The organism is Kitasatospora sp. NPDC059747 (assembly GCF_042732955.1).
In the GTDB taxonomy this organism is placed as follows: domain Bacteria; phylum Actinomycetota; class Actinomycetes; order Streptomycetales; family Streptomycetaceae; genus Kitasatospora.
Genome location: NZ_JBHWGV010000068.1, coordinates 25,574 through 44,358, shown reverse-complemented (window position 1 = coordinate 44,358; position 18,785 = coordinate 25,574). Strand labels below are relative to the sequence as shown.

Genomic DNA, 18,785 nt, shown 5'->3' with positions numbered 1-18,785 from the left:
GCGGCGGCCCCGCCGCCCCTCCCGCCCCCCCCCCGCCCCAGCCGGCCGGCCCCCCCGCCCGCCCGGGCGGCGCGCGGGGGGCGCCCCCCCCCCGCTCGCGTTTTCCCGGCCGGTGGGCCCTGTTCGCGGCCGTCGGCTCAGGGCGTCCGGCGGGTGTGGTGCGGCGGGAGCGGCTGCGGCTGCGGGAGGCTCGTGAGGAGGGCGTGCGCCTGGGCCCGGAGGCGGTCGATCGGCGGGTCCTCGCAGATCACCTCCAGCCCGAGGGCGGTCGAGTGGCCCCGGTGGTAGTACGACTGGTAGGCGAGGTACGGGCGGTGGTCGTCCGCCGGGTCGAGCCCGACCGTGAAGGTCGCGAACAGGGTGTGCCCGTCCCCGGGCCTGGTGTCCTCGGTGCGCGAGAGGTGCCACTCGAACTCGTACGGCTCGGGCTCGGCCGGAAGGTCCAGCAGTGCCTGGGCGAGGCGGCGGACGTCGTCGGGGCCGTCGAAGGGGATCGTTTCCGAGTGGACGGGCGCGGCGGCGAACAGCTCCCACGCCGACTCGTTGCGGATGACGCTCAGGTGCCAGTCGCCCTGAGGATCGTGCCACTGGCAGTCGAGGATCGGACCCGGATTCGCGTCCAAGGTGGTCAACCTCCCTATGGCGCTTGGTCGTTCGATTTCCCCATGGTGGCACACCGGCCGGGTCGGCGGCATGGCGGGCGGGCCGCGACCGTCGGTCGTCAGCCAGTCGTCCCGCTGTCGGCGGGCGCGGGGTGCCAGGGGCGGTCGGGGCGCGTGGGGAGGGCGGCGGCGGTGAGGCGGATGGCGTACACCTCGCGGTCGGTGGCCGGGTGCGGGACCGGGCCGAGGTACTCGTGACCGGTCAGGTGGCACCAGGCCGGGAGGTCGAGCGGGGCCGCCGGGTCCGTGGTGTGGATGTGGACCACCGTGCCGGCCGGGTGGCCCGAGATCCGGCCGCGCAGGCGCAGCAGCAGCTGTACGCAGAGCAGACCGGTGCCGTCGATGCTCAGGTCGGGGGCGGGGTGCTGGGCAGTGGTCATCGGGTGGTCTCCGGAGGGTTGGGGGCTTGGGATGGCTGCTTTGGCGGGGTGGTCAGACGGGGTGGTCAGGTGGGGAGGTCAGGTGGGGGTGTTCGGTGTGGCGACCCTGTGCTGGGTGACGCGCCAGAGGCGGCGGGGCAGGTCCCCCTCGTCGAACGGGTGCACCTCGGCGAGGTGCCAGCCCTTGGCGAGGGCGTCGACGAGGGCGCGCGGGAAGTAGTGCACGGCGAAGCCGCCGTGTTCCCAGATGTCGTCGCCGTGGCCGGTGCCCGCACCGTAGTGGGCGTCGCCGGTGTGGCGGACGGTGTAGACGAACGTCCCGCCCGGGCGCAGCACGCGGCGGACCTCCGCGACGAGCGCGTGGATCTCCTCGGTGGACAGCGCCATGCAGAGCAGCATGTGGGCGAACACGGCGTCGACGGAGGCGTCGGGGAACGGCAGCGGGCGGCGGACGTCGTGGACGGCGGTGGTGACGCGGTCGGCGAGCTGCCGTGCGGCGGCCGTGGCCCGGAGCTGCTCCAGGCCGGTCGGGCTGAAGTCGGCGGCGAGGACGGTGAAGCCCTCGCGGGCGAAGAACAGCGCGTCCCGTCCGTGGCCCGCGCCGAGCTCCAGCACCTCCTGCGCCCCGGCGGCGGCGAAGACACGGGCGGCGTGCCGCGCGGGGTCGGACGGCTGCTCGCCGTACATGCCCGGGTGGGTGCCGTACGTCCGCTGCCAGTGCTCGCGTTGGGCGGCGGCGAGGTCGAGCGCCTCGCCGTCGTCGCTGCCGTGCGTCATGGGGCGCCCCTCACGCTGGTCCGGGCCGGTGGTGCGTGTCCAGCCTAGGTCGTCGCGCGGGGAGGGCCGGGGGGTGGGGTGTGCGGCGAGGAGTGGGGGAACGACGATGCCGGGGTGCTGTGGTGGGCACCCCGGCATCGGTGAGGTCGAGAGCGAGGAAAGCGGACGGGCTAGGGTCAGGGAAGTGAGAAGGAAGCCCGTCCATGGCCTCGCCGGGGATCACCGTAGCAGTCAGGCGGGGATCAGGTCGCGCAGGTTTTCCGGGGTGATGACGACCGAGTCCGGGTGCAGGCCCTCGGGGCGTTCCAGGCCGATGTAGGTGACCGGGCCGGGCGGGGGCGTCGTGCCGGAAGCGGTGTTCCACAGGGTCGTGGTGGGGGCGCCCATGAGGTCGGCGAGGTAGCGGACGGTGAGGTGGTCGCGCTCGACGATGCCGCGCAGCAGGGTCGCGACGGAGACCCGGTTGCCCTCGACCCGGTTGGCGTCCGGGTCGCCCTGGAGGTACAAATGCAGCCACTTGGCGTGCCAGCGGCCGTCCGGGGTGCGCAGGAAGGCGAGGGGGAGGGCGACCTTGCCGGGACCGCGCAGGTCGGACTTCATGCGGACGGTGCGCGGTTCGAAGGGGAGGCCCTGCTGCTCGGCCTCGCGCAGCATGTAGCCGAAGAACGACTCCTCGACCTGCTCGAAGCCCTCGCCGGAGTAGACGTTCACCTGCGGCACGACGTAGCTGCCGCGGACCGCGCCCAGGCGCAGGTTGATGAACTCGGAGGCGCCGTCGGGGGCGTCCGTGATGTCGCCGGAGTGCTCGCCCTCGATCTCGCGGAGCTGGGTGTAGGAGAGCCAGGTGATCGTCTGGTAGGCGTCGTCCAGGAGCAGCGCGGAGAGGTCGAAGTCGGTGGTGCGGCTGGTCTGCTTCCAGTGGACGAAGAAGCGCAGGAGCTCGCCGTCGACGGGGGAGAGGGAGCCGCGCGGGAGCACGCCGAGGCCGGAGGCGGTCGCCTTGCCGCTGAGGGGCAGGGCGACGTCGAGGACGGCCGGGTCGATCAGCAGGTGGCCGGGGGTGGGCAGGCGGCGGCGCAGCTCGGCGTCGAGGACGTCGATCAGGTGCTTGCGCACGGCGGCGGGCAGGGGCGGGCGGGTGTCGCCGGTGACCCACGCCCGGCCCAGGCGGTTGGCGAAGACGCGGCGGGCGGGGGGTGTGGGGTCGGTGCTCCCGCGGGCGTTGTCGTCGGCGTGGTTGTGGTCGGTGTGGTTGTGGTCGGCGCGGTCGTCGTCGGTGCGGCCGTCGTCGGCGCGGTTGTGGAGGTGCTCGCGGACGGAGAGCAGGACGCGGCCGGCGGTGTTCGGGGCGGCCCGTTCGGCGGCGGACACGACGGTGTCGAGCTCGTCCTGGGTGCGGCACGCGCACAGCAGCCGGTCCAGGGCGCGGAACAGCTTGCCGGGGGCGGACGCGAGCACTCGCACGGCCCCCGTCACGTCGTCGGCGCGGAGGAGCTCCTCGACGCGGCTCTCGAAGGAGCGGGCCTCCTGCTCGCCGCGGGCCACGGCGAATGCGTCGGCGGCGTGTGGGAGTCGCGGGTACTCGTGGGGATGGAGGCGCTCGCCGAGGCGCTTGAACTGCTCGCGGTGGGCGGTGATGTCGGCCAGCTTGGCCGGGTTCCCGGCGATGACCGCGTCGAGGCCCGTGAGCAGGGTGCGGCGGACGCGCCGGGAGAACGAGCGGAAGCGGGTGGGCTCGGCGAGCGTCACGTCGCCGTCGGACAGCGCGCAGGCGAGGCGCAGCACGTCGGTGGCCGTGTCGACGAGGAGCTCCGCGCCGGCGTCGAGGCGGGCGAGGTTGACGACGGCGCGGTTCTCGCGGACCGGGATCGCCTCGGGCTGGGGGCCGTTGACGCAGTGTGCGGCGAGCGTGCGCAGGTCGGCCAGGGCCTCCTCGCCGAGCGGGGTGGTGCTGCCGGCCAGGGCCAGGTAGAGGGCGGTGACCTCGTCGGCCAGGGGGTTGCCCGGGTGCAGGACGGTGAGGCGGTCGCCCGCGGCGGCGATCAGCTCGTCGTGGGCGGCGAGCAACTCGGCGTAGGTGTGGCGGTAGTTGCCATAGGTGGGGAGGGTCAGGAGGTCGACCACGCCGGTCCGCAGCTGGGCGATCGTGTTCTCGCGGGTGGCGTCGTCGGCGAGCGCCTCGGCTATGCACCGCGTCCAGAAGTCGAAGGTGTCCGGGACGTTGGCGGGGAAGTCGATGAAGTAGGCGTTGTGCGTGACGTGGTCGCCGACCATCGCACGGACGGTGTCCAGCGTGCGGGCGGCCGTGTCGACGACGGCGGCCGCGGGCAGCTCGGACAGGTGCTCCAGCAGGCCCGCCGACAGCTTGAAGCCCACGGACATCAGCGCGGCGTCGAACTGCCGTGCCGCGTCGGCCCCTTGGCCCTCGGCGGGGACGGGGGTGCCGGTGGGGACGGGGATCCGGTGCGTGTGCCGGACCACGAGGGGTTCGAGGTGTTGCGCCATTCGGGCATGATCCCAGAGCCGCGTCGGGCGGCGCACTCGGGTTTCCGCGTGGGCGTGGTTCCTCTGTTGGTTCCGTGCGGGCGCTACCTGAGGGAGCCTGTGAGGGGGCCGAGGAGGGTGGCGAGGGTGGTGAGGTCGCCCGCGGGCCACTGGGCGAAGACGTCGGCGGCGACCTGGCGGGCGGTGGTCCGCATCTCGGCGAGGCGTTCACGGCCGGTCGGGGTGAGGGCGGCGTAGGCGACGCGGGCGTCGCGCGGGGCGGGCTCGCGGGTGACCAGGCCGATGCGTTCGAGCGGGGCGAGGCCGCGGGTGACGCCGGAGGCGGTCAGGCCGAGGGCCTCGGCGAGGTCGACGCGGCGCATGCGGCCGCCGGGGGCCTCGCCGAGGCGCAGGAGCATCGTGAAGTCGGAGAGGCTCACGCCGTGCAGGCCGCTGAGGCTCGCGTCGAAGTGCTTGACCAGCGTGGCCTGCGCGCGGACCAGGCGCAGGGCCGTGTCCAGGGGGTCGGGCGTCGGGGTGCCGACGGTCGGTGCGGCGGGCTGCTGGGCGTCGGCGTTCGGCGTGTCGGACTGCGGCGTGTCGGACTGCGGGGTTGTCATTGCCACCTCCTTGAGCGCTCAAGTATATACCGGTGCTGAGCGGTCAAGGAGATGGCGGAGGGGGAGGGGGGCTAGTTGGTGGTGGTGGCGGCGCGGCGCCGGCGCTTGCCGAGGGGGGCCTGGGAGAGGTCCTCGGCCTGGGTGCGGAGGTTCTTGAAGCCGTAGCCGCGCTCGCTGAGCCAGGCCTCGGCGGCCTGCTTGGCGCGCTCGGTCGCGGCGAGGATGTCCGCTTCCTCCTCGCCGGAGTCCAGGAACCGGAAGGTGAAGGCCGCCCGTGCGGTGAGGTCGTAGGCGAGGTGGCCCTCGCGGGTGAAGGCCGCGTGCAGGACGTCGTGCCGGGCGGCGTCGGCGAGGAGCTCCGCGCGCTGTTCGGGGCTCAGGCCGTCGAAGACGCCGCGCACCATGATGCGGAAGGTTCGAGTGGTCATCCTCCGACGATAGGCAGGACGGGCGGTCGGCGGCCACAGGATTCCGGTGGCCGCCGCCCGTGGCGCACGGGGCCGGTCACGGGGTCGGCAGCTCGGTGTGGTGGACGTGGTAGCCGCCCTCGACGACCGGGTTGAACGGGGCCGGGGCCATGCACGTGCCGGTTATGCCGGGTCGGGGGCGGCCCTCGGAATCCAGGTCCGTGTTGACCACGCCCCAGGAGAAGCCGAGGCGGTCCTTGCCCTTGCCGTGGCTGTCGAAGACGCTCAGGCCGATCCGCTCGCCGACGGGCCGGACGTCGGACCTGGTGACGATCGCCGTCAGGGTGGCGACGGGGCCGCCGGTGACCAGGCAGTCCACCGCGGCCTCGGCGTGGCCGACCTGGCCGGTGGCGGCGACCCGGTGGGAGATCGTGACGGTGCCCCGGGCGTCGGTGGGCAGCCCGTGCGCCAGCGCGGGGACGTCGGGGAACGGGCGGCTGAACGGGACGGCCCGGGCGTCGACGGTGAACCGGATCTCGTCGTCGGGCGCGTAGTCGAACACGATGCGGCCGGATCCGCTGACGCTCGCCGGACGGGCGTGCGGGGCCGCGTCGGCGCCCTGGGCGGGGACCGCGGCGGTCACGGTGGTGACGGCGAGCGCCGCGGCGGCTGCGGCGATCGCGGTGCGGACGCGGGGGCGGAGGCGGGTGCGGGACATGGCGGGCTCCTCTCCTGCGGCGGCCCCGGCGGCCGCCGCTTCGATGTCCCAAGCCTGGCCGCCGCACCCCCTCCGGGACATGTGCCGATCGGCACATCCTCGGCCCGAATATCCGTCATCATCCCTGCCGGTCGGCAGGGTTGGAGTAGGCGGCCGGCAGTCCCTCAGGCCCGCGAGGGCAGCGGGGTGCAGACCCTGCCGGTGGCGATCGCGGCCGGCTCGGCGTCGAGTGCCGCCAGTGTGAAGTCCGTGGTCAGCGCGCCGACGTCGGCGGCCTGCCGGACGAGGTAGTGGCTGCCGCCCGGGACCTCGTAGCGGGCGAGGTCCGGCACCACCTCGCGGGCCCGCAGGGCGTACTCCAGGGACCCGGCCGCACTCGCCTCGCTGTGGTCGCGGGTGCCGTGGACGATCAGCACGCGCCGCCCGGCGAGCTGGGCGACGCCGTCCCCGCTGGGCAGCCAGGGCGCGATGCCGGCCACGCCGGTGACGTTCCGGTGCCCGGCGCACCAGAACGCGGCGCGCCCGCCCAGCGAGTTGCCGATCAGGACCACCGGGACCGGCCCGTACCGGCGTTCGAGCTCGTCGAGCGCCCAGCGGGTGTCCACGGCGGTGTCGGCGTCCGCGCCGTTCCAGCCGCTGTGGCGGTAGCGCAGCAGGTGCACGGCGACGCCGTGGGCGCGTCCGCGCTCGGCGAGTCCGGCCGCCAGGTCGCGCAGGCCGAGTTCGGCGATCCGCAGCGGACCGCCGTGCCCGCGGACGAACCCGCCCGGCAGCAGCAGCGCGACCCCGCGCACCGGGTCTCCGGGCGCGTCCCCGGCGCCGCCTGCGGAAGCCGCGGACCCGTGCACGGACCCGGTGAAGCCCTCGCCCTGCCATGACGTCAACTGTGCGGAACGAAGCCCCCGCTGCATACGGAACACGCGCATCCCTCCTGGTGCCTGTCGGCGGATTCTACGGTTCCGCGGCGGGGTCGTGGTGGGTGAGCAGCGACCACAGCACCCAGCCGGTGACCCGCGTGCGCACGACCATCACCTGGGCCCACCGGGCGCCGAGCGGCGACGTCCAGGTGTCCACGACCTCGACGCGGTCCCCGTGGTGGGCGAGGCCCAGCACGGTGTCGCCGCCGGAGTGGTCGAGCCGTACGTTCGCGGCGTTCGCGGAGACCTCCCACCACCCGCTCCCGACCTCGGGCGGGTGCGGGCCGCCGGTCACCGCGGCGGGGACGAGCAGAATCGTCAGGGAGAGGACGGCCGCCGTGGCCCGGCCGATCAGGGCCACGGGAGCCCCGGCGCGGCGGCGTGTGCAGGCGGTGGGGAACACGTGAAGAAGCAGGGGGACATGTACAGCAGAACGAGCCGACCCTTCGCGTGCACACTGATCCGGCGCGACGCCCACCCGGTCGGCGGAACGGCCGGGGTGTGGCGTCCGGCCATGCGGTGGACAAGCCGCTTGCGTCGTACCGCAGTTGGGTCAGCCGGTCGCGAGGACGCGGCGGAGGGCGGCGCGCCCGGCCGGGCCCCACGTCGCCTTGCCACCGGGGAGGCCGCGTTCGCCGGCGCGGCCGATGTCGACGAGGGAGAGGCCGCGCAGGAGCGCCCAGCCGCGGGCCCGGCGGAGCGTCGCCGGGTCGGTGTCGGGGTAGCCGCGGAGGAAGTCGGCGAGGGCGCCGTCGGGCAGGAGGAGCCAGGCGGCGGAGAGGTCGGTGGCCGGGTCGCCCGCGCACAGGTCGCCGAAGTCGATCACCCCGGCGAGCGTGCCGCCGGCGGTGACCGCGTTGGCCGGGTGGAGGTCGCCGTGCAGCCACACCGCCGGGCCGGCCCAGGCCGGGGCCGCGAGGGCGTCCTCCCAGGCGGCCCGGACCTCGGCGGTGGCCAGGCCGGTCGGGGCAATGGCGCGGAAGCGCTCCTCGAACTCCCCTTCCACCACGGCGAGATCGACTCCCCGCAGCGGGTTGGCCGGGGCGTCGGCGGGCGCCGGCCGGTGCAGCGCCCGGAGGAAGGCGGCCAGCCGCGCGGCGGCGTCGGCCGGGCGGTCGATCGGGGCGCGGTCGAGCGGTTCGCCGGGGACCCATTCGACGACCGTCCACGGGTGCGGGAAGCGTTCGGAGGGTTCCCCGGCCCGCACCGGGCGGGGCACCAGCAGCGGCAGCCGGTCGGTCAGCGCGGGCAGCCACCGCCACTCCTTGCGCAGCAGTGCGGGAGCGTCCGGGGTGCGCGGCATCCGTACGGCCAACTGCTCCCCGAGGCGCCACACTTGGTTGCTCCAGCCGCCCGGGACGCGCTGCAGCGGCAGGCCGGCGAGGTCCGGGTGCTGGGCGCGGAGGAGGGCGCGCACCAGCGGCTCCTCGATGGGGTGACCGTCCACGGGTCGTCCTCGCTTCGCTGTCGGGCGGGGGTGCGGTGATCGTCCAGTATGGCGCCGGGTGCCCGGGGCGTGGCGGCGAGGTGGTAGGGCCGTCGCTCAGCTCAGGAGCCACGCGCGGGTCAGGGCGGAGACCTCTTCACGGCTGCGCGGGCCCTCGTCGGCGGCGATGAAGTGCCGGCCGATGCGGAGGGAGAGGGTGATGAAGCAGCGCATCTCGACCTCGGCCTCGTCCGGGCAGAACTCCCGGTAGAGCGTGCGCATGTAGGCCATGCGCCGGTTGTCGATGCGGCGGAGGCGTTCGGCGACGGCGTCGTCGCGGCGGGCCCAGTCGCGGACGGCGAGTTCGGTGGAGATGTCGGTCAGCGGGTCGCCGGGGGCGGAGGCGATCGCGTGGAGGCGGGTGAGCTTGGCCCGGGCGTCACCGCCGTCGCGCTCGATCCCGTCGATCACGTCACCGGCGACGGCGTGCTCCCAGGTGTCGAGCATCTCGGTGAGGAGGCCGTCCCGGTTGCGGAAGTAGCCGTAGAACCCGCCCTTGGTGACGCCCAGCGACTGGGCGAGGACCTCGACGCGCACGGCGTCGGGTCCGCCAGCGGCGAGTGCCCGGAGGCCTTCGGTGATCCACGCCTCGCGCGGTGTGCGGGGGTTGGCCACGGGTGTCTCCGATCACGCGACGTCTCGCGACCCCGGTCTATACGTTGCCGTATAAGCGGGTCTAGCCTGCTTGTATACGGCATCGTATAGACAGGGCGTCCGCACCGGGCGCCCGGACGAAGGGGCGGACGCATGAGACTCCCCAACACGGCGCACACCTCGCGCCCGTGGCGGATCCACGAGATCGCCGGGGACTTCCGGGTCGAGGACGTGTGGGCGCTGCCCACGCCGGGCGGGCCCGACGACCTCCCGTACCTGGTGGGCCAGTTCACCGAGGGGGAGGAGCCCGGGAAGGCCGGCTCCTCGCGCGTGTACCGCGCGCTCTTCGCGATCCGGTGGCAGCTCGGGCGCCTGCTGCACCTGGACGACGCCGAAGGTGGCGTGGGCGGCCGGGTGCGGTCGCTCCGCGACCGGCTGCCCGAGGACCTGCTCGCGGCGCCGCGCGGGCCGGACTCGGACTCGCTGCCGTTCCGGTCCGTCTACCTGCTGCACGACGAGTGGGCGGCCGAACTGGCGAACCGGACGGTGCACGCCGTGCTGCACCTCGGCTGGGTCCCGGACGGCGCGGGCGGGTACCGCGGGCAGATGGCCGTGCTGGTGAAGCCCAACGGCCGGCTCGGTGCCGCGTACATGCTGGGCATCAAGCCGTTCCGGTACATCGGGGTGTACCCGGCGCTCGTGCGGTCGATCGGGCGCAGGTGGGAGGAGACGGCGGGGCAGCGGCGGTAGCGGGCGTGCTGCGCAGGACGTCGGGCCGGCCGACTTCCCGCGCAGCACGCGGCACGGGCGCTACTTGGCGGCGGCCTGCACCTTGTCGAGCTGCTTCTTGACCAGCGCCTGCTCCGGCAGGCCCGGGTCGGCGAGCGCGGAGTCGGAGACCAGGGTCAGCACGTCCCCGGTGTGCGTGACGACGTAGCCGCGCGCCTCGCAGAGCGTCTTGGCGCAGTCGTCGGCGGTGAACGTGGCGTTGAGGGCGAGCGCCGCGTCGCCGACCGCCGGGGCGGTGGCCTTGGCGAAGGTGACCTTCACCGGGGCCCCGCCCGCGCCGGTCGCGGTGAAGGACGCGCACCCGGCGAGCGCGCCGTCGGCGGCGGTCAGCGCCTTCGCGGCCTGGCCGGCGCCGAGCTGGGTGAGCTGGACGAAGGTGAACTCGCGGCCGTTGGTCGCGTAGTACACGCCGGTGGCGGACGGCGACGGGGTGGCCGCGCTGCCGTCGTCGACGAGGTCGAGCAGGGGCTGGCAGGCGGGCTTCCCGGCGGTGAGCCGGTGGTCGGGCCGGGTCGGGCCGAGGGACGAGCGCTGTGCGTCGGCCTTGAGGTCGGCGGTGGTGAGCAGGGCCTTGACGAGCTGGTCCTGCGTCAGGGCCTTGCCGGCGGCCGGGGCCTTGGTGCCGGTGGCGGCCGCGGTCGACGCGGCGGTGGTCGACGCGGCGGAGGCGGACGCGGCCGCCGTGGTTGCGGTGGTGCCGCCGGGCTTGTCGTCGTTGGGCCCGCAGGCGGCGGTGAGCAGGGCGAGCGGGACGAGGACGCCGGCGACGACGGATATGCGCAGAGAACGCATGGCAGGTATTCCCCCGAATACGCGTGTGCAGGGAGCGGTCAGTCGGCCGACTGACAGTCGATCAAGGTAGCGCATGGCGCGGACGGTGACGGCGGCGGCGCCGGAAGTTCCCCGGACCGTCGGTCGTCACCCAGCGCGACGATCGCGGCCGCCCGCCGGTCGTCACACCGGGTGACGGCAGCGGTCCCGGAACGCTGATCTGACCCCGCAGGCCGGTTGTGTCAGGCTGGTGGGGGAGCACCGCCGAAACCGGGAGGCTCGTGATGGCCGAGATCAGGGTCAACGGGGTGTCGCTGCACTACGAGGCCCGTGGCGAGGGGCCGGGCGTCGTCCTGGTGCACGGCTCCTGGAGCGACGGCGACACCTGGGCGCACGTCGTGCCCGGGCTGGTCGGGTCGACCACCGTCGTCACCTACGACCGCCGGGGCCACAGCCGCAGCGAGGACCTGCTCACCCAGGGCTCGGTGCACGAGGACGCGGCCGACCTGGCCGGCCTGATCCAGGGCCTCGGCCTCGCCCCGGCGTTCGTCGGCGGGGACTCCTACGGCGCGCTGGTCACCCTGCGGCTGGCCGCCGCCCGCCCCGACCTCCTGCGGGGCATCGCCGTCCACGAGCCGCCCGGCACCGGCATCCTGCTCGCCGACCCGGACCTGCGCCCGATCGGGACGGCCTTCGCGGACCGGATCGCCGCCGTCCGCGAGCTGCTGGAGCAGGCCGAGTCGGCCGCGGCGGCCGAACTGTACGTCGACACCCTCGCCTTCGGCCCCGGCGCGTGGTCGCAGCTGCCGGCCCCCGTGCGGCACACCTACATCCGCAACGCGCCCACCTACCTGGACGAGCTGCGCGACCCGGACGCCCTGGACCTCGACCTCACCGGCCTCGCCCGCTACGGCGACCCGGCGCTGCTCACGCAGAGCGACGACAGCGCGCCGATGTTCGGCGAGGTGCTGGACCTGATCGACCTCACCCTGTCGAAGGCGGAGCGCCACCTGTACGAGGGCGCCGGTCACGCTCCGCACCTGTCGCAGCCGGAGGAGTGGGTGCGGGTGGTGCTCCCGCGGGCGCTGCTGTGACACACCTGTTGCGGGGGGACGGGGGGACGGGGGGACGGGGGGACGGGACACGGGGGACGGCGAGGTGCTACGGGCGCGCCCCCGCCAGCTCCTCGCCGCGCGGCGTGCGCCGGTACAGCACCTCCCGGCCGCTGCGCACCCGGCTCACCAGCCCCGACCGGTGCAGCACGCCCAGGTGGTAGGAGACCGTGCCCGGGCTCAGGTAGTGCCGGTCCGCCAGCGCCGCCGTCGTGGCCGGGCCGACCAGCGCGGCGAGCAGGTCCGCCCGGGTCGGGCCGAGCAGCTGGGCCAGGGCCGGGCTGGGCTCCAGGCGGGCCGTCCGGCGGTCCGCGACCGGGTACATCAGCGTCGGCGCGCGGTGCACGCCGTCGATCGGATCCAGGATGACGTGGATCTCGCGGGTCACCAGCGTCGGCATCAGCAGCACCATCCGGGCCGGCAGCGCCACCGTGAGCCGGCTCTCCAGCCGGATCCGCCCCTGCGCCCAGGAGAGCTGCGGGGCCAGGGAGTTGATCAGGGCCCCGGTGCCGTACCGGGCGAGGAAGCGGCCCCGCCGGTCGATCTCGGCGTCGATGACCGCGCGGGCGTCCGGCCAGTACGGCGCGATCGCGAGCTCCCAGTAGCGGCCCAGTTCGTCCGCCGCCCGGTGCGCGAAGTACTTCGCGCCGCGGTCGATCGCCCGCTCGACGGCCTCCGGCAGCGGACGGCCCGTCAGACCGGCCTCCGGGCGGCCGTGCCGGACGGTGAGCAGCTCGCCGAGGACGCGCTCCGGCGGCGTGGCGCGGACGGCCGCCAGCTGCTCCGCGACCTCGGGCGCCGGGCCGCTCGGGTGCGGTGACAGGAAGTCGGGCAGGTAGCCGCCGTCCGTGTCCAGGGCCAGCCCGGCGAGCAGGTCCAGCCGCTCCCGGCGCAGCACCCGGCGGGTGCGGCTCACCCAGGCGTACGGGCCGGTGCGGGACGTCAGCCCGGAGGACATCAGCGTGTTGACCGCCTCGTGCAGCGGCGAGACGACGAACCGCGAGCGGGCCAGGCCGGTCGAGTCGATGGTAAGCGTGATCATCGGTGTCCTTCCCCCGTCGGACGGTTCCGCCGGCTCCGGGCCGCTTCCGGGGGGGCCGACGTTTCGAACCTGCTCGAATCCTTGCAGGAATCGTCGCGCCGCGGTGCCCCCGCGGCACAAGCTCGTCCTCGACAACCGGTACGGGGAAGGACGAACGAACATGACGAGAACGCGCGGCCGCGTCGCCGCCCTGCTGGGCGCCGTCGCGGTGGTCGCCGGGACGACGCTGGGCTCCCCGGCGGTCGCCGCCCCGGGCGGTGCGGGCGGCGGGCTCACCGGGCAGGCGCCCTGTGCGGGCAGCCCCGGCTTCACCTGCGGCACGCTCACCGTCCCGCTCGACCACGGCGGCGACACCCCGGGCACCCTCGACCTCCGGGTCGCCGTCGGCGGCAACACCGACGCGCCCAAGGGCGACCTGCTGTTCCTCACCGGCGGTCCCGGCCAGCCCGGCGTCCCGCTGGTCAACCGGATCGTGGGCCGGCTGGCACCGGTCCTCAAGGACTACCGCCTGGTGATGTTCGACCAGCGCGGCACCGGCGGCAACGCCCTCCGGTGCCCGGAGCTCCAGGAGCAGATGGGCGCCTCCGACCTCGCCCCGCCCACCCCGAAGGCCGTCACCGACTGCGCGGCCGCGCTCGGCCCGGACCGGCGGTTCTACGGCACCGCCGACACCGTCGCCGACATCGACCAGCTACGCCGCGCCCTCGGCGACAAGCGCCTCACGCTGGACGGCGTCTCGTACGGCACCTTCACCGCCGAGCGGTACGCGATGGCGCACCCCGCGCACGTCGCCCGGCTGGTGCTGGACTCCGTGGTGCCGCAGCAGGGCTACGACCCGCTCGACCCCGTCCCGCTGAAGGCCACCGCCCGGGTGCTCACCGCCGCCTGCGCGGCCACCGGGTGCACCACCGACCCGGCCGCCGACCTCGCGGAGACGGTCCGCCGCTACCACGACGGGCCCGACGTGCTCGACGCGATCACCAGCTTCGAGTTCGTCGACCCGGACTACCACGGGGTCCCGGAGGCGCTGCACGAGGCCGCCGCCGGGCGGCCCGCCATGCTCCAGCGCTACATCGACGGCGCGCACCAGGGCAACGCGGCGCCCGCCGAGTTCCTGAGCCAGGGCCTGCACGCGAGCACCCTGTGCGCCGACGGGCACTTCCCGTGGGGCACCTCGGACACCCCGGTCGAGGGACGGGCGGCCGCACTGGCCGAGGCGAGGGACGAGCTGGCCCCCGAGGACACCTGGCCGTTCGACCCGGCCACCGCGACCGGGACGGGCACCCTGCTCACCTGCCTGGACTGGCCGCAGGAGGAGGTGCCGGCGACGCCGTCGGAGCACCACAGGCTGCCGAACGTGCCGGTGCTGCTGCTCGGCGGCGACCGCGACCTGTCCACGCCGCTCGCCTGGACGTACCGGGAGGCGGAGATGGCGCACGACGCGCACGTCGTGGTCGTCCCCGGGGCGGCGCACGGGGTCCAGACCCGGGCGGCCAGCGACATCGGGCGGCAGGCGGTGTACGACTTCCTGCTCGGCGGCTGAGCCGCAGGGGCAGGGGATCCCGGACCGTTCCGCGCGGGGGCGGAACGGTCCGGGCCGGTCGTCGGGCCCCGAGCCGAAAGGCGCGCCCTACGCGCCCCAGCCGTCGTCGGGCGTGGTGCGGTCGGGTCCGGGGCAGTCGGGGTGGTCGTAGCCCCACAGGCCGACCTTGTTCAACAGCCAGTCCTCGGACGGCGGTTCGCCGGCGCGATCGGAGCCTCCGCCCTCCGTGAGGACGAACGCGACGCGGATGTCCTCGGTCGGAGCCACCTCCAGGGTGCGCTGGCCGGGGATGTTCTCGTACGTCACCGTCTCCCACGTGCAGCCGGCCGCGGTGAGCGCGGCGACCAGCGCGGATTCCGTGACGTGCGTGTCGATCGTGCGCAACCCGCCATCAGGCAGCGGGAGTTCGAGCTCGCCGTGCCAGGCCGGGAGCGAGAGCGAGCGGAGCCGGCGGCAGCTGCAGAACACCGTCCACGCGTCGCCCCAGCCGAAGGCGTGCGGCCAGCGGGTGTCCTTGTGGACGCGCCCGCAGTCGTACGGATCGCCGTAGCGGGCGGCGAGTTCGGGCAGCGGGGCGTTGTAGCGCAGCGGGCCGAGGCCGCCGGTGGCGGCCAGCTCGGTGAGCCCGGCGAGGAACGCCGTCACCCCAGGCACCTGCGGACCGCCTCGATCAGCCGGGTGGCGCGGGCGTCGCCGTGGCCGATCATCCGGTTCGCCACGTACCCGAAGCCGATGCCGAACTCGTCGTCGCCGAAGGCGAACTGTCCGCCGGCGCCGTCGTTGCCGAAGCTCCGGGGGCCGTACAGCGGGCGGAACGCGGGGGAGTCCAGCAGGACGCCGGAGCCCCAGCGGGCGCCCATGTCGAAGCCCAGGAAGCCCGCGCCGGAGGAGACTTCGCGCACCGCGTCGGTCACGGTGTCGTGCGACAGCAGGCGCTCGCCGCCGTCGAGGCCGGTGACGGCCGCCGCGTACAGGGCCGCGAGGCCGGTCGCGGAGGCGACGGCGCCCGCGCCCGGCAGCTCGATCGCGTGCAGGGCCGGGTCGTTCCAGCCGTGCGGCGCGTCGAGGCCGGGGAAGACGAGGGCGCCGTTCATCGTCACGATCCGGGTGAGCAGGTGCTCCGGGCCGGGCATCGGGCGGCGGCCGTCGGCCTCCACCAGCCGTGCCAGGTGCGGGAGTTGCTCCTGCGGCAGGCCGATCCAGACCGGCAGGCCGCCGAGCGGCCCGGTGATCTCCTCGCGCAGGAAGGCGCCCGGGGTGAGGCCGGTGATCCGGCGGATCACCTCGCCGACCGCGAAGCCGAGCACGTGGCCGTGGTACTCGTACGTGGTGCCCGGCTCCCACAGCGGCGGCTGTTCCTCGATCGCCCGGACGACCGGCGCCCACGCGGCGATGTCCTCGAACGGGAGCACGGCGTCGAGCGCGGGCACACCGGCCCGGTGGCCGAGGACCATGCGGGTGGTGATGTCCTGCTTGCCGTTCCGCGCGAACTCCGGCCAGTAGCGGGCGATCGGGGCGTCGAGGTCGAGCCGGCCGCGCTGCGCGAGGAGGTGCGCGGCGATGCTCACGGCGCCCTTGGCGACGGAGAAGACCGGGACGACCGTGTCCCGCGTCCAGGCCCGGCCGGTGCGCTCGTCGGCGGTGCCGCCCCACAGCTCGACGACCTTGCGCCCGCCCGAGTAGACCGTGACGGCGGCACCGAGCTCGGGGAACTCGGCGAAGTTGCGGGCGAACTCGTCCGCGACGGGGCCGAAGCGTTCGTCGGCCCAACCCTCGTACTGCTGCATGGTGCCCCTCGTCGTACGGCCAAGATCGTCTACGGATCCACCGTACGGGAGGCGGCGTGCGGGTGCGACGGGTTTGTCGGGAGTGGGGCGCGCGGGGCGGATGGGGGGCTCGTTGCGTGGGGCGGGCGCCGCTGGGCAGCGGTGCCAGGCGGTGCGGTGCTAGGCGGTGCGGCCGGTGACGTAGAGCGGTTTCATGTCGATGACGGTCGAGGTCGCGATGTGCCCCAGCCCCTCGTGGGCGGCGTTGGTGAGCAGGCCGGGGTCGGCCTCGGCGTGCTCGGCGAACAGGCCGCCGAGGTTGCGCGCGCGGGCGTACTCGGCCTTGGCGCGGACGGAGCGCGGGGTGTCGAGGGAGACGTAGACGCCGCTGTCGGCGCTGTGGAGGTAGTCGGCGTCGGCGGTGGTGTCCGTGTACAGCTCGAAGCCGTTGCGCCCCCGGCCGCGTTCGAGGTCCAGGAAGTTGCGCAGCACGTCGGCGAAGTGGCTCACGCCGGGCCGGAAGGACCCGACGACCTCGCCCGGGCCCGCGTCGTACCGGCCCTTCAGGGGCGAGACGCGGTCGATCCGGGCCCGGCGGGCGTTGCGCGTGGTGGTGGCGTAGCCGAGGTGGATGCGGGCGGACCGCACGCGGGCCTCGTCGAGGAGGTACGTGACGGCCCCGTCGATGCTGTCCGCCAGGGGGCCCGCCGGGTCGTGGTGCAGGGCCGCGTGGTGTCCGAGGCCGGGGGACCAGGGGCTGCCGAAGGCGTCGAACGACATCACGTCGAAGCGCTCGGCGCCCTCCTCGACCAGGACGGGGACGTTCATCGCCTTGAGCTGGGCGACGGCGGCGGGCACCGCGACGGCGATCGTCGCGGGCAGGCCGGCGGCGGACAGGGCCGACCTGGTCTCGCCGACGAGCGCGGCGTAGTCGGTGGCCTCCTTGCCGAGGCCGGGCCAGCGCCAGTCGAGGTGGAGGGTGGAGAACATGGGGAACTGTTCCAGGAGTTCGACCACGGACCGGGCGAACCGCTTCCGCGCGGCGGGGTCGGGCGTGAGGCGGCGGAACGCCTCGCCCAGCTCCCAGCCGCCGACGTGCAGGCCGACGGCGAGGGCCGGGTCGCGGTCCTTGAGGCGCCGTGCGGCACCCAGCAGTCCCTGCGCCTTCCGCTCGTCGAAGAGGTCCCGGTAGTCGTTGGAGACCCAGCCCGCGAAGCCGTACCCCTGGTAGGCGGCGACCGCGCTCCACGGGTCGACGAAGACCACCGCGCCGCGCTCGGCGTCGGGGATCCCGAAGTCCAGGGCGGCCTGGGCGGTGGCGGCGGCCAGGCCGCCCTGGTCGCCGACGAGCCCGACGAGGCCGAGGACGATCTCGTCGAACGCGCCGGGTGCGGCGTCGAGCCGGGCGAGGTCGGCGCCCGGACCGCCGTCCTGGACCGCACGGCCTTCCGGGTCGTCGGGGGCTTCGGTCAGGCGGGCGTCGTAGGCCCACGAGGTGTCCAGGAACCCGGACACGGTCTGGGAGCCGTTGCGGCGGTAGGAGTTGAACACCGGTTTGGCCACCCGGCAGGGGGTGTGGGACAGCCGGCCGTCGGTCGTCGCCGGGTCGAATCCGTTCCGCGCGTAGGTCCGCTCGGCGGCGCCGACGGCCCGTCCGTCGAGACCGGGGTCGGACGGGTGCACCAGCTCGCTCATGACGTGTTCTCCCTCCGGGGGCGGCCGTCACGGAGGACGCCCGCACCGGCGCCGGGCGTGACCGCACCCGTGCAGACTATGGGGGAACCGGGCGGGGCGAGGGACTTCCGCCGAACCGGTTGACGGGTCGCCGACACTGTGTACCCGGATCGACCCGGCCTTGCGGGCGCCCCGGGGGCCGTTGTCGCCGTGGTGGGCGCGGCAGGTACGGCGGCTGCGGGGGCCACGAACGCCTTACGACGGCGGCGCCAGGATGGCGGTGATCACCCGATCCAGTGAGCGCTCGAAGGCGGTGGCCGGGTCCGAGGGCGGGCCGGGGGTGGTGAAGGCCTGTGCCAGGTGCGGGTACTCGCCGCTCATCGCCGCCTGGGTGAGGTAACCGGCCAGCTCCGCCTGCCACTTGGCGCCGGCCGCCGCGGTCCGCTCGTACTGGGCGTACTGGCAGACGAAGCCGTTGAACAGGGCCATCGCCTCCATCCGGTCGCCGCCGCTGCGGCCGCTCGGGGCGGTGATGGCCAGGTAGTGGTCGGTGTAGCGCAGCGCGTTGGGGCCGATGCCGGGGCGGGCGAGGACCAGGGCGGGCAGCCAGGGGTGGCGGCGGCACAGGTCGAGCTGCCGGCGGCCGAGCCGGACGAGGTCGGTGCGGCAGTCGCCGGTGGGGGCGAGGGTCGCGAAGTCGTACTCGCCGGCCGCCGCGTCGAGCATCAGGTCGAGGAGGTGCTCCTTCTTCGGCACGTAGTTGTAGAGCGACATCGTGCCCGCGCCGAGGGCGGCGGCGACGCGGCGCATCGAGGCGGCGTCCAGGCCCTCGGCGTCCGCGATGGCGATCGCGGCGGCGGCGATGGACGCCCGGCTGTGGGCGGGCCGGGGGCCGCGGCCGGTGCGCTCGGGGCGCAGCCAGATCAGTTCGGGCGCGTCGGGGGGCGTCGGGGGCTCGCCGCGGCCCGGGGTGTCGCGGTTGTCGGGGGTGTTGCTGGACGGCACTGAAGATCACCTCGCTCACCCATCTTAGATACGTACGG

Annotated in this window: 20 protein-coding genes; 3 read left to right on the top strand and 17 right to left on the bottom strand. The window is 74.9% G+C overall.

The features are described from left to right. Window positions 1-137: 137 nt before the first annotated feature. From ACFV4G_RS27045 to ACFV4G_RS26995, 11 genes are all read right to left on the bottom strand, one after another. Window positions 138-623 carry a hypothetical protein gene (locus ACFV4G_RS27045; protein WP_380444652.1) on the bottom strand — a complete coding sequence of 162 codons (486 nt, stop codon included), beginning with the start codon at window positions 621-623 and terminating at the stop codon, window positions 138-140. Between the two features lie 98 nt (window positions 624-721). After that, window positions 722-1,042 (bottom strand): sulfurtransferase TusA family protein, encoded by a 321-nt coding sequence (locus ACFV4G_RS27040; RefSeq protein ID WP_380444650.1) that lies wholly within the window; start codon window positions 1,040-1,042, stop codon window positions 722-724. A gap of 78 nt (window positions 1,043-1,120) precedes the next feature. After that, entirely contained in the window at window positions 1,121-1,819 is a 699-nt protein-coding gene (locus ACFV4G_RS27035) for a class I SAM-dependent methyltransferase (protein ID WP_380444648.1), read from the bottom strand. Between the two features lie 231 nt (window positions 1,820-2,050). Further along, a complete protein-coding gene (locus tag ACFV4G_RS27030; protein WP_380444647.1) occupies window positions 2,051-4,324 on the bottom strand; it encodes a hypothetical protein in 2,274 nt (757 codons plus the stop codon). Between the two features lie 83 nt (window positions 4,325-4,407). Next, window positions 4,408-4,923, bottom strand: coding sequence for a MarR family winged helix-turn-helix transcriptional regulator (locus tag ACFV4G_RS27025; protein WP_380444645.1), 516 nt, complete (start codon window positions 4,921-4,923; stop codon window positions 4,408-4,410). A 71-nt stretch (window positions 4,924-4,994) separates the two neighbouring features. Next, window positions 4,995-5,351: a DUF6204 family protein gene (locus ACFV4G_RS27020; RefSeq protein WP_380444644.1), complete on the bottom strand. Its 357-nt coding sequence runs from the start codon at window positions 5,349-5,351 to the stop codon at window positions 4,995-4,997. A gap of 76 nt (window positions 5,352-5,427) precedes the next feature. Next, the gene (locus tag ACFV4G_RS27015; protein WP_380444642.1) at window positions 5,428-6,048 is read right to left on the bottom strand and encodes a hypothetical protein; all 621 of its coding nucleotides are present in this window, start codon (window positions 6,046-6,048) and stop codon (window positions 5,428-5,430) included. Between the two features lie 164 nt (window positions 6,049-6,212). Next, complete coding sequence (locus tag ACFV4G_RS27010; protein ID WP_380444640.1) at window positions 6,213-6,842, bottom strand: alpha/beta hydrolase; 630 nt, start codon at window positions 6,840-6,842, stop codon at window positions 6,213-6,215. A gap of 157 nt (window positions 6,843-6,999) precedes the next feature. Next, window positions 7,000-7,326: a hypothetical protein gene (locus tag ACFV4G_RS27005; RefSeq protein ID WP_380444638.1), complete on the bottom strand. Its 327-nt coding sequence runs from the start codon at window positions 7,324-7,326 to the stop codon at window positions 7,000-7,002. Between the two features lie 192 nt (window positions 7,327-7,518). Beyond that, window positions 7,519-8,412: an aminoglycoside phosphotransferase family protein gene (locus ACFV4G_RS27000; protein ID WP_380444637.1), complete on the bottom strand. Its 894-nt coding sequence runs from the start codon at window positions 8,410-8,412 to the stop codon at window positions 7,519-7,521. Between the two features lie 96 nt (window positions 8,413-8,508). Continuing rightward, entirely contained in the window at window positions 8,509-9,066 is a 558-nt protein-coding gene (locus ACFV4G_RS26995) for a TetR/AcrR family transcriptional regulator (RefSeq protein WP_380444636.1), read from the bottom strand. Between the two features lie 132 nt (window positions 9,067-9,198). Here ACFV4G_RS26995 and ACFV4G_RS26990 point away from each other — a divergent pair, with 132 nt between their 5' ends. After that, window positions 9,199-9,795: a DUF2867 domain-containing protein gene (locus ACFV4G_RS26990; RefSeq protein ID WP_380444634.1), complete on the top strand. Its 597-nt coding sequence runs from the start codon at window positions 9,199-9,201 to the stop codon at window positions 9,793-9,795. 60 nt (window positions 9,796-9,855) lie between these two features. Here ACFV4G_RS26990 and ACFV4G_RS26985 read toward each other — a convergent pair whose 3' ends face one another. Beyond that, window positions 9,856-10,626, bottom strand: a complete 771-nt coding sequence (locus tag ACFV4G_RS26985; protein WP_380444633.1) for a hypothetical protein — start codon at window positions 10,624-10,626, stop codon at window positions 9,856-9,858. A 263-nt stretch (window positions 10,627-10,889) separates the two neighbouring features. Here ACFV4G_RS26985 and ACFV4G_RS26980 point away from each other — a divergent pair, with 263 nt between their 5' ends. Beyond that, window positions 10,890-11,699, top strand: a complete 810-nt coding sequence (locus ACFV4G_RS26980) for an alpha/beta fold hydrolase (protein WP_380444632.1) — start codon at window positions 10,890-10,892, stop codon at window positions 11,697-11,699. A 67-nt stretch (window positions 11,700-11,766) separates the two neighbouring features. Here ACFV4G_RS26980 and ACFV4G_RS26975 read toward each other — a convergent pair whose 3' ends face one another. Then, a complete protein-coding gene (locus tag ACFV4G_RS26975; protein WP_380444630.1) occupies window positions 11,767-12,759 on the bottom strand; it encodes an ArsR/SmtB family transcription factor in 993 nt (330 codons plus the stop codon). A 160-nt stretch (window positions 12,760-12,919) separates the two neighbouring features. Here ACFV4G_RS26975 and ACFV4G_RS26970 point away from each other — a divergent pair, with 160 nt between their 5' ends. Beyond that, window positions 12,920-14,302, top strand: coding sequence for an alpha/beta fold hydrolase (locus ACFV4G_RS26970; RefSeq protein ID WP_380444629.1), 1,383 nt, complete (start codon window positions 12,920-12,922; stop codon window positions 14,300-14,302). 87 nt (window positions 14,303-14,389) lie between these two features. On the opposite strand, the gene ACFV4G_RS26965 is transcribed toward ACFV4G_RS26970, so the two are convergent. From ACFV4G_RS26965 to ACFV4G_RS26950, 4 genes are all read right to left on the bottom strand, one after another. Continuing rightward, window positions 14,390-14,947, bottom strand: coding sequence for a hypothetical protein (locus tag ACFV4G_RS26965; protein ID WP_380444628.1), 558 nt, complete (start codon window positions 14,945-14,947; stop codon window positions 14,390-14,392). Then, window positions 14,944-16,089, bottom strand: a complete 1,146-nt coding sequence (locus ACFV4G_RS26960) for a serine hydrolase domain-containing protein (protein ID WP_380444627.1) — start codon at window positions 16,087-16,089, stop codon at window positions 14,944-14,946. Before ACFV4G_RS26960 ends, ACFV4G_RS26965 begins: the two co-directional genes overlap by 4 nt. 159 nt (window positions 16,090-16,248) lie before the next feature. Beyond that, window positions 16,249-17,763, bottom strand: coding sequence for a glycosyl hydrolase family 18 protein (locus tag ACFV4G_RS26955; protein WP_380444626.1), 1,515 nt, complete (start codon window positions 17,761-17,763; stop codon window positions 16,249-16,251). Window positions 17,764-17,997: 234 nt separating this feature from the next. Continuing rightward, complete coding sequence (locus ACFV4G_RS26950) at window positions 17,998-18,747, bottom strand: TetR/AcrR family transcriptional regulator (protein WP_380444624.1); 750 nt, start codon at window positions 18,745-18,747, stop codon at window positions 17,998-18,000. Window positions 18,748-18,785 lie beyond the last annotated feature (38 nt).